At 64.6% G+C, this 9,246-nt stretch carries 7 protein-coding genes; 2 read left to right on the plus strand and 5 right to left on the minus strand.

What is annotated here, in order from left to right; translation table 11 throughout:
* Positions 1-2,789: glutamate synthase central domain-containing protein (locus AB7E35_RS14235; RefSeq protein WP_428167789.1), on the minus strand; the 2,789-nt coding region annotated here is incomplete at its 3' end.
* A 186-nt stretch (positions 2,790-2,975) separates the two neighbouring features.
* Entirely contained in the window at positions 2,976-3,671 is a 696-nt protein-coding gene (locus AB7E35_RS14240) for an REP-associated tyrosine transposase (protein WP_428167790.1), read from the minus strand.
* A gap of 531 nt (positions 3,672-4,202) precedes the next feature.
* Between AB7E35_RS14240 and AB7E35_RS14245 the strand changes: the two genes are divergently transcribed.
* Positions 4,203-4,946 (plus strand): PEP-CTERM sorting domain-containing protein, encoded by a 744-nt coding sequence (locus tag AB7E35_RS14245; RefSeq protein ID WP_428162724.1) that lies wholly within the window; start codon positions 4,203-4,205, stop codon positions 4,944-4,946.
* 106 nt (positions 4,947-5,052) lie between these two features.
* Complete coding sequence (locus tag AB7E35_RS14250) at positions 5,053-6,246, plus strand: VanZ family protein (RefSeq protein ID WP_428167791.1); 1,194 nt, start codon at positions 5,053-5,055, stop codon at positions 6,244-6,246.
* Positions 6,247-6,343: 97 nt separating this feature from the next.
* Here AB7E35_RS14250 and AB7E35_RS14255 read toward each other — a convergent pair whose 3' ends face one another.
* The 3 genes from AB7E35_RS14255 to AB7E35_RS14265 all read right to left on the minus strand — a co-directional run bounded on the left by AB7E35_RS14255 (position 6,344) and on the right by AB7E35_RS14265 (position 9,173).
* A complete protein-coding gene (locus tag AB7E35_RS14255; RefSeq protein ID WP_428167792.1) occupies positions 6,344-7,273 on the minus strand; it encodes a class I SAM-dependent methyltransferase in 930 nt (309 codons plus the stop codon).
* On the minus strand, positions 7,270-7,920 hold the full coding sequence (locus AB7E35_RS14260) for a DUF1415 domain-containing protein (RefSeq protein ID WP_428162727.1): 651 nt from the start codon (positions 7,918-7,920) through the stop codon (positions 7,270-7,272). The genes AB7E35_RS14255 and AB7E35_RS14260 overlap by 4 nt, the downstream gene beginning before the upstream one ends.
* Before the next feature lie 83 nt (positions 7,921-8,003).
* Complete coding sequence (locus AB7E35_RS14265) at positions 8,004-9,173, minus strand: deoxyguanosinetriphosphate triphosphohydrolase (protein WP_428167793.1); 1,170 nt, start codon at positions 9,171-9,173, stop codon at positions 8,004-8,006.
* Positions 9,174-9,246 lie beyond the last annotated feature (73 nt).

Here is a 9,246-nt window from a genome sequence, read left to right on the forward strand (position 1 = left end):
TCCTCGCCGCCCTCGCCGGTGTTGCTCTTGCCGCCGATGCGGTTCATGGCCACGGCCAGCGTGGCGTGCGCTTCGGTGCTGATCGAGCCCAGCGACATCGCGCCGGTGGCAAAACGCTTGACGATCTCCTGCGCGGGCTCCACCTCTTCCACGGCAATGGCCTTGGAGGGGTCGAACCTGAACTCGAACAGGCCGCGCAGCGTCATGTGGCGCTTGCTCTGGTCGTTGATGATCTGCGCGTATTCCTTGTAGGTGCTGAAGTTGTTGGCCCGTGTCGAATGCTGCAGCTTGGCAATGGCGTCGGGCGTCCACATGTGCTCCTCGCCGCGTGCGCGCCAGGCGTACTCGCCGCCCGCATCCAGCATGGTCTCGAGTACCGGGTCGTCACCGAACGCGGCCCGGTGGGTGCGAATGGCCTCCTCGGCGATCTCGAACACGCCAATGCCTTCCACGCGGCTGGCGGTGCCGGTGAAGTACTTCTCCACCGTATCGCTGTTCAGGCCCACGGCCTCGAACAGCTGCGCGCCGCAGTAGCTCATGTAGGTGGATACGCCCATCTTGGACATGATCTTGGACAGCCCCTTGCCCACCGCCTTGATGTAGTTGTAGATGGCCTTGTCGGCAGACAGCTCGCCCGACAGGTCCTTGTGCATGTCCACCAGCGTTTCCAGCGCCAGGTAGGGGTGCACTGCCTCGGCGCCGTAGCCCGCCAGCACGGCAAAGTGGTGCACCTCGCGTGCGGTGCCCGTCTCTACCACCAGGCCCGCCGTGGTGCGCAGGCCCGAGCGCACCAGGTGCTGGTGAATGCTTGAGAGCGCCAGCAGCGCCGGAATGGCCACCTGGGTGCTGCTGATGTTGCGGTCGCTGATGATGAGAATGTTGGCCCCGCCCTTGATCTCATCAACGGCCTGCGCGCACAGCGACGCCAGCTTGGCCTCCACGCCCTCGCGGCCCCAGCTCAGCGGGTAAGTAATGTCGATGGTGGCGCTCTTGAACTTGCCATGCGTGTGCTGCTCGATCTGGCGCAGCTTGGCCATGCCCTCGAAGTCGAGGATGGGCTGGTGCAGCTCCAGGCGCATGGGCGGGTTGACCTGGTTGATGTCCAGCAAGTTGGGCTTGGGGCCCACGAAGGACACCAGGCTCATCACGATGGCCTCGCGGATCGGGTCGATCGGCGGGTTGGTCACCTGCGCGAACATCTGGCGGAAGTAGTTGAACAAAGGCTTGTTCTTGCTGGACAGCACGGCCAGCGGGCTGTCGTTGCCCATGGAGCCCACACCCTCCTCGCCATTGCGCGCCATGGGGGCCAGCAAAAACTTGATGTCCTCCTGCGTGAAGCCGAAGGCCTGCTGGCGATCCAGCAACGGCAGCTCGGTGGCGGCAGGCTGCAGCGCAACGCTCTCGCCCACCTTCACGTCGTCGAGCTTGATGCGCAGGTTTTCGATCCACTGCTTGTAGGGCTTGGTGTTGACGATATTGGCCTTCAGCTCGTCGTCTTCGATCAGACGACCCTGCTCCAGGTCGATCAGCAGCATCTTGCCGGGCTGCAGGCGCCACTTGCGCACGATCTTGCCGTCCGGCACGGGCAGCACGCCAGCCTCGGAGGCCAGTATCACCAGATCGTCGTCCGTCACGACATAGCGCGAGGGACGCAGGCCGTTGCGGTCCAGCGTGGCGCCGATCTGGCGGCCGTCGGTGAACACGATGGAGGCCGGGCCGTCCCAGGGCTCGAGCATGGCGGCGTGGTATTCATAAAACGCGCGGCGGCGCTCGTCCATGGACTCGTGCTGCTCCCAGGGCTCGGGGATCATCATCATCACCGCCTGGCTGATGGGGTAGCCTGCCATGGTCAGCAGTTCCAGGCAGTTGTCGAAGGTGGCTGTGTCGGACTGTCCGGCGAAGCTGATGGGATAGAGCTTCTTCAGGTCCTCGCCCAGCACGGGCGAGGCCATCACGCCCTCGCGCGCCAGCATCCAGTTGTAGTTGCCGCGCACGGTGTTGATCTCGCCGTTGTGCGCCACGTAACGATAGGGGTGGGCCAGGGGCCACTCGGGGAAGGTGTTGGTCGAGAAACGCTGGTGCACCAGGCCAATGGCCGACACGCAGCGCTCGTCGGCCAGATCCTTGTAGTACACACCCACCTGATCGGCCAGCAGCAGGCCCTTGTACACCACGGTGCGGCTGCTCATGCTGGGCACGTAATACTCTTTGCTGTGCTTGAGCTTCAGGCCCTGGATGGCAGCACTGGCCGTCTTGCGGATCACGTACAGCTTGCGCTCCAGCGCGTCCTGCACGATGACATCGGAGCCGCGGCCAATGAACACCTGGCGCAGGATGGGTTCCTTTTCGCGCACCGTGGGCGACATCGGCATGTCCAGATTGACCGGCACGTCGCGCCAGCCCAGCAGTACCTGACCCTCGGCCTTGATGGCGCGCTCCATCTCCTGCTCGCAGGCCAGGCGGCTGGCGTGCTCCTTGGGCAAGAAGATCATGCCCACGCCATATTCGCCGGCAGGCGGCAGCTCGACCCCCTGCTTCGCCATTTCTTCACGGTACAGCTGGTCGGGAATCTGGATCAGGATGCCCGCGCCGTCGCCCATCAGCTTGTCGGCACCCACGGCGCCGCGGTGGTCCAGGTTCTCCAGAATCTTGAGCGCGCCGGTCACGATGTCGTGCCGCTTTTCGCCCTTGATGTGAGCCACGAAGCCCAGGCCACAGGCATCATGTTCATTGCTGGATGCATACAGGCCGTGCTGTTGCAGGTGCTGAATTTCGGCAGCCTTGGTCATGGCGCGCTTCCTCAAAAAATCACTGGGAACGCAAGCGTAGAGCAACGCCACCCCGGCACGCAAGCACTTTAATGGGGGTCAGATTCCAATTAATTGACGCATTTTTATGCTTTTCTTAAATTGGGGACATATCAAATTTAATAGCCTCTAGCGCTTGATACGCAAGGGTTGAAAGCCTATTTAGCCTTAATTTTTGGGTGCGGCAACGGGCCGGCCTGGCCGTGCCTTGGTAACGCGGCGTGGCGATTTTTTTTGTAACTCGGCCACAAAATCCGCATCGCCCAGCGCCCAGCCACGCAGCGTGGCGTCGGTCAGCGCGGCCTGATCGGCGCCGGCAATGCCTGCATGCACCAGCGCGGCGTAGGCGGCCTCGCGTGCAAAAGGCGTGTTGCCCAATGACCAATACAGCGCGTGCGGCGTGACCAGCTTGTCGCTGCGCTGGCCCAGGTAGTGGGTATGACTTGACCAGGGCCAGGCCTGCGGCTGCGCCACCATGCCGGCGCGCACGGGGTTGAGGTCGATGTAGGCCATGCAGGCCAGCAGGTAACGCTCGGAGTCGATCAGCGTCGAGCGGTAGCGCCCCTCCCACAACGTGCCGCTGCGGCCGTGGCGGTCGTTGAAGTAGCGCACATAGCTGCGGCCCACGGCTTGCATCATCTGCGGCAGGCCATCGGCCGTGGCGGGCGTGGCCAGCAGGTGAAAGTGGTTATCCATGAGCACGTAGGCATGGACGGCAACGCCAGACTTTTGCGCGTTGTCGGTCAGCAGCGCCAGCATGGTCTCAAAGTCTTGCAGATCGACAAAGATAGGCTGGCGGTTGTTGCCGCGCTGGATGACGTGGTGCGGGTAACCCGCCACAGTGAGACGGGGCAGTCGGGCCATGGCGAATTCCTCGGGGCAAAGCGGGGGGCGATTTTAATTGGAATCTGACCCCTATTAATGACCCCTATTAAAAACGCCAGCAACGCCCCCACCAACGCCCTGCCCAAGGGGTTGAACATCACGACAGGCGGGTTGCCGATAGGCTTACCGGACTGCGTTCCATGTGTTCGATTCGCCCTGCAGCAGCGACGGGGTGAACACCACCATCACCATGAAGTAAGCCGCGCCGCTGTTCTGAACCGCTGTCAGCGCAGGTGATGCAACGGCCACTAGAAAAAAGTGCCCCCAGCCTTTTTGTAGCAAGCGCTGACAGCTATTGATTTTGATACAGCCCACACCGTATTGACGCATCCTGTCAACTCAAATCAAACCCTCATCCGACCCAGTCGACCGCCATCTGGGGTGTCGGCTTCTTTTACTGCACGTCTGAAAATCACAAGCATTCGCCAATGAAATCAATGCGATAGGCGCGTGGCCTGAAAAGTGCTTCGCAGGGCTGTGCCCCTCAACCGCTTTCTGGAGCAACCCGCCATGCGACGCCCTTACATTCCGCACCCAGTGCATTTGACGCTATTGGCTTGTGGCCTGGCAGCCGCCTTCAACGCATCGGCCGCGCCTTACCACTATGTTGACTGGACCGCCGCAAACATCGCGGGCGGCACAGCGTCGGGCGTGATCACGTTGCCCGACGCCTCGACCGTCAACGTGGGATTCAGCGCCACCTTCGCCAGCGGAGCCCCTGGCAACCTGTATGGCGCCCAGACAATCGGTGGAACCAACTACTGGAACCCCGCCACCCCCTACGTCAGCGCCCAGGTTGACAACGCGCCGCCCACCCCGGACATCCTCCAGTTGAGCGGTGGTCAGAGCCAGATCTACACGGTCACCCTGTCTGCCCCCATCAAAGACCCGGTCATGGCCATCGTCAGCCTGGGCCAGCCCAATGTGCCCACCACTTACGACTTTGACGCACCCTTTGCCATCGTCAGCCAGGGTGTCGGCTATTGGGGCGGATCCGGCACCAGTCTGACACAGTTGCCTGGCGACATCCTGCGCGGCACGGAAGGCCACGGCACCATTCAGTTTCTAGGTACGTTCTCCAGTTTTTCCTGGACTGTGCCCACGCCTGAGACCTGGCACGGTTTCACGTTCGGGATACGCACCACCGAAGCCCTGGAGCCCGGCAACCCGGTGCCCGAGCCGGCATCGCTGGCGCTGATCGGCGTGGCATTGCTGGGCTGCGTTGTCGCACGCAAACGCCGGGCGGGTGATTGACGGCGCCTGTGCTGTCGTGCATTGCAAGGCCGCGCCGCCGCAATGGCCCGTGCGTTACTTGCTGGGCTGGGTAACATGGTCCAACCCCGCACTCAGCAAGGCGCCCATGAAACCTGCAGATGACCGCTCGCGCAGCCTCCCGGCGGCGCTGGCGCTGGTTGTATTGCTGATTGTTTACGGCTCGCTGTTTCCTTTTCAGTGGAACTTTATTGCGCCGCAGGCCTTTGTCTGGCGCGGCCGCGTCGGGCTGGTAGATCTGGTCGAGAACGTCATTTTGTTTGCGCCTATGGGCGTCCTGCTGGGCTGGGCCGCGCAGGCGCGTGGGCGCTGGTGGATATTTTTTGCTGGCTGGCTGGCGGCGGCGCTGGTGTTGGCCGGCGTGCTGCAGTGGCTGCAAAAATACCTGCCGCGCACCCCTGCCCTCTCGGATGTGATCTTCAACATGGCGGGCTTCGTGCTGGGCTGGGGCGCCGGTTTTGCCGCACGGTGGCGTGTGGGGCACCTGCTGGTCCGGCACCAGGGCTGGGCCGACGCAGACCGGTTTACCCTGGTGCTGGTCGCACTGTGGGGCGTCGCCGAGCTGTATCCGCTGATCCCCACGCTGGACGTTTCTTCGGTGGCGCGCCACATCAAGTCGCTGTGGCAGCAAGACCTGTGGCAGCCGCGGCGCATGCTGACGCATGCGGGCATGGCGGTGATCGGCTTGTCGGCCGCTGCGCACCTGGCCCGCAGTGCCCGGCTGGCGCACCGCGCGCGGGCGCTGGCACTGGCGGCCACGGTGGCGGTGCTGGCGGGCAAGTTCCTGGTTGTGGGCCAGTCGCCGGGCATGGCGGTGGTGCTGGGCATCGCGGGCGGCTGGTTGCTGTGGCGCTGGTTTGACACCTGGGCCCCGGGTGCGCGCTGGGCGGCCACGGCGTGGGTGGCGCTGGCCACTTTCCTGCTAGACGCGATATGGCCCTGGGCATGGCGCACTCCGCCAACCGACATGGCCTGGATGCCATTTGCCTCGTCGCTCTCTACCTGGGTGCAGTCTGCAATCCCGGCGCGCGCGTTTGAATGCCTGTGCTTTGGCGCGATCGTCTGGAGCACGGTGCGCAACGGCGCCTTGCTGGGGGGCATGACCGTCTGCACGGCAGCGTTGGCATTGGCCTGCGAATGGGCGCAGCGCTACCTGCCCACCCGCACGGCAGAGATCACGTCCGTGGTGCTGGCCATCGGCATGGGCTGGCTGCTGTCGGTCTGCAACTCAGCGCGCGGCGCACGCAAGGCGGGCGGTGTGCTCCCTTTTTCACGGGAATGAACAGGGAGCGCTTTGGTACAGGGTGAGAGGCTTGCCGCAGCATTTGAATTTATGCAAAAACCGGCTCTAGCCCAGACAAATCAAACGCTGGCAGCTATCAATTTTGACAAATCCCAAAACGCGCACCCAGCGCCTGCGTCAGCCCGAACTCGTCCAGGATGGCGGCCAGCCGCTCGCGGGCGCTGCGTTTTTTCTGGCCGGTGTGGCGGGCCAGGATCAGCTCGTTTTTCAGGCTGTGCTCCCAGCCGACCAGCTCGGTCACCGTCACCTGGTAGCCGCTGGCCTCCAGGTGCAGGCAGCGCAGCACGTTGGTGATCTGGCTGCCCAGCTCGCGGGTGTGGATGGGGTGGCGCCATAGCTCGGCCAGCGGCGTGCGCGACAGGCTCAGCGCCTTGGTGCTGCGCAGGCAGGCCGCCACCTCGGCCTGGCAGCAGGGCACCAGCACCATGGCGCGTGCCTGTTTGCGCAGGCCGAAGTCGATGGCGTCGTCAGTGGCGGTGTCGCAGGCGTGCAGCGCGGTCACGATGTCGAAGCGCTCGGGCAGCTCGGCCGCGCCTGCGGCGTCTGCCACCGACATGTCGAAGAAGTGCATGCGCTCAAAACCCAGGCGCTGCGCCAGCTCGCGCGAGCGCTGTACCAGGTCGGCCCGCCACTCGATGCCGTAGATCTCGCCGCGCCCCAGCGATTTGAAGAACAGGTCGTACAGGATGAAGCCCAGGTAGGACTTGCCCGCGCCGTGGTCGGCCAGCAGCGGCGCGTGGCCGTCGGCCGACAGTTCGCTGAGCAGCGGCTCGATGAACTGGTACAGGTGATAGACCTGCTTGAGCTTGCGCCGCGAGTCCTGGTTGAGCCGCCCCTCGCGCGTGAGGATGTGCAGCTCTTTGAGCAGCTCGACGGACTGGCCGGGCCTCAGCTCGGCCAGCACGGCGGCATCGGCGGCTTGTGCTGCTGCAGCGCCCTTCTGGCGAAGGCCCTCCTTGGCGCGTGCGTCCTGGGGCTGGCGTGCGGGTACGGGGTGGCGGCTCATGCCTGGGGTGCGCCCTTGGCTGCATTTGCGGGGCTGTGCGCGGCGCAGCGCGGGCCCACGTCCAGGTCGGCCCAGCCCTGTGCGCCCAGGCGCTCCAGCACTTCCATGTTGCGCTCGAAGATTTCTTCCGCCTCTGGGAACACCTCCACCGCGCGGTCGATGCTTTCTTCACGCAGCAGATGCAGCGTGGGGTATGGCGCGCGGTTGGTGCAGTTGGTCACGTCGTCGGCCAGCGTGCCCTCAAACTGAAACTGCGGGTGAAACGACGCCACCTGCAGAATGCCCGCCAGGTCCATGGCCTCGACCAGCTCGTCGGCCAATTCCAGAAAGTCGTTGAAGTCCAAAAAATCAGGCATGACCAGCGGCGCCATCAGCAGCGTGGTGTCGCGCTTTTCGGGCGGTGCTTCGGCCAGCGCCTCCAGCTCGCGCTGCAGGTCTTGCAGCAGGCCACGCGCATCCGTCGCGTGGCTCACCACGTAATGAATCTGGCCCTTGACATGCACGCTTTTGGCAAACGGGCACAGGTTCAGACCGATGACGGCGCGCTCCAGCCAGCGCACGGTGTCTTGCACGACGACACTGTCGTCGCAAGCGGGAGACGACGCAGCATCGTTGGCGGGCTGGTCGGGCGCGGGGCTGGTGGTCATGGTGCAGGCTGGTTTTCAAGGGGGCCTGCATTGTATGCGTGGCCCTTTTTCAGACACCCGGACGCATCCGGGGCGCAGACGCATCAACCCAGCAGATGCTGGCCGGTCAGGCGCTCGTGCTCGCGCACGGCAAAGCGGTCGGTCATGCCGGCGATGAAGTCGGCCACGGTGCGGGCGCGGCGCTGGGCGTCGCCCTGCAGCGCCCAATCGGCCTGCACGGGCGGCATCTGGCGCGGGTCGGCCTGGTAGATGGCGAACAAGTCGCGCACCACCTGGCGCGCGCGCTCCATGGTCTGCGCCACCTGGGGGTGACGGTAGAGCTGATGAAACAAAAAGTGCTTCAGCACCTGCGACTGCGCCCGCATGTCCTGCGAGAACCCCACCAGCGCAGGCATTGCGCGCACGGCGTCCACATCCGTTGGCGCCGCGTCTGCCAGGGCGGCGCGGGTGGTGTCGATCACGTCGTAGATCTGGTCACTGAGCATGCGGTGGATGGCCTCGGCCAGCAGCTTGCGCTGGCCCGCCGCTTGCGCCAGATGCGGGTACTGCGCCTGCGCCTGGGCGCGATAGCGGTCAAACAGCGGCACATCGCGCAGCTGCTGCAGCGTAATCAGGCCCGAGCGCACGCCGTCGTCGATGTCGTGCGCGTTGTAGGCAATCTCGTCGGCCAGGTTGCACAGCTGCGCCTCCAGGCTGGGCTGCAGGCCCAGCAGAAAGCGCCGCCCCACGCCGCCAGGCTCGCGCTCTTCCAGCAGCTCGGCATTGCGCCGCGAGCAGTGCTTGAGGATGCCCTCACGCGTCTCAAAGGTCAGGTTGATGCCGTCGTAATCGGGGTAGCGGTCTTCCAGCGCATCCACCACGCGCAGGCTTTGCAGGTTGTGCTCAAAACCGCCAAAGTCGGCCATGCAGGCATTCAGCGCATCCTGCCCCGCGTGCCCGAAGGGCGTGTGCCCCAGGTCGTGGGCCAGGCACACGGCCTCCACCAGGTCTTCACTCAGCCGCAGCGACCGCGCCACCGAGCGCCCCAGCTGCGCCACCTCCAGCGAATGCGTGAGCCGGGTGCGAAACAGGTCGCCCTCATGGTTCAGAAAGACCTGGGTTTTATAGACCAGCCGGCGGAAGGCCGTGGAGTGCACGATGCGGTCGCGGTCGCGCTGGTAGTCGGTGCGGGTGGGCGCGGGCGGCTCGAAGTACCGCCTGCCCCGGCTATGCGCCGGGTGGCAGGCATAGGGCGCCAACTGAATACTTTGCATGAGATACCCTGATTTGCGACATGCTTCAGACTGCGCCGCGAGCCCTCGCCCCAACCCTCTCCCAAGGGGAGAG

Source organism: Diaphorobacter sp. (genome assembly GCF_050251835.1).
GTDB lineage: Bacteria > Pseudomonadota > Gammaproteobacteria > Burkholderiales > Burkholderiaceae_C > JBFXIE01.

Excerpts from the sequence above, each read along its gene's own strand:
- AB7E35_RS14250 (WP_428167791.1), top strand. The coding sequence starts at position 5,053 with ATGAAACCTGCAGATGACCGCTCGCGCAGCCTCCCGGCGGCGCTGGCG.
- AB7E35_RS14240 (WP_428167790.1), bottom strand. The coding sequence starts at position 3,671 with ATGGCCCGACTGCCCCGTCTCACTGTGGCGGGTTACCCGCACCACGTC.
- AB7E35_RS14260 (WP_428162727.1), bottom strand. The coding sequence starts at position 7,920 with ATGACCACCAGCCCCGCGCCCGACCAGCCCGCCAACGATGCTGCGTCG.
- AB7E35_RS14265 (WP_428167793.1), bottom strand. The coding sequence starts at position 9,173 with ATGCAAAGTATTCAGTTGGCGCCCTATGCCTGCCACCCGGCGCATAGC.
- AB7E35_RS14245 (WP_428162724.1), top strand. The coding sequence starts at position 4,203 with ATGCGACGCCCTTACATTCCGCACCCAGTGCATTTGACGCTATTGGCT.
- AB7E35_RS14255 (WP_428167792.1), bottom strand. The coding sequence starts at position 7,273 with ATGAGCCGCCACCCCGTACCCGCACGCCAGCCCCAGGACGCACGCGCC.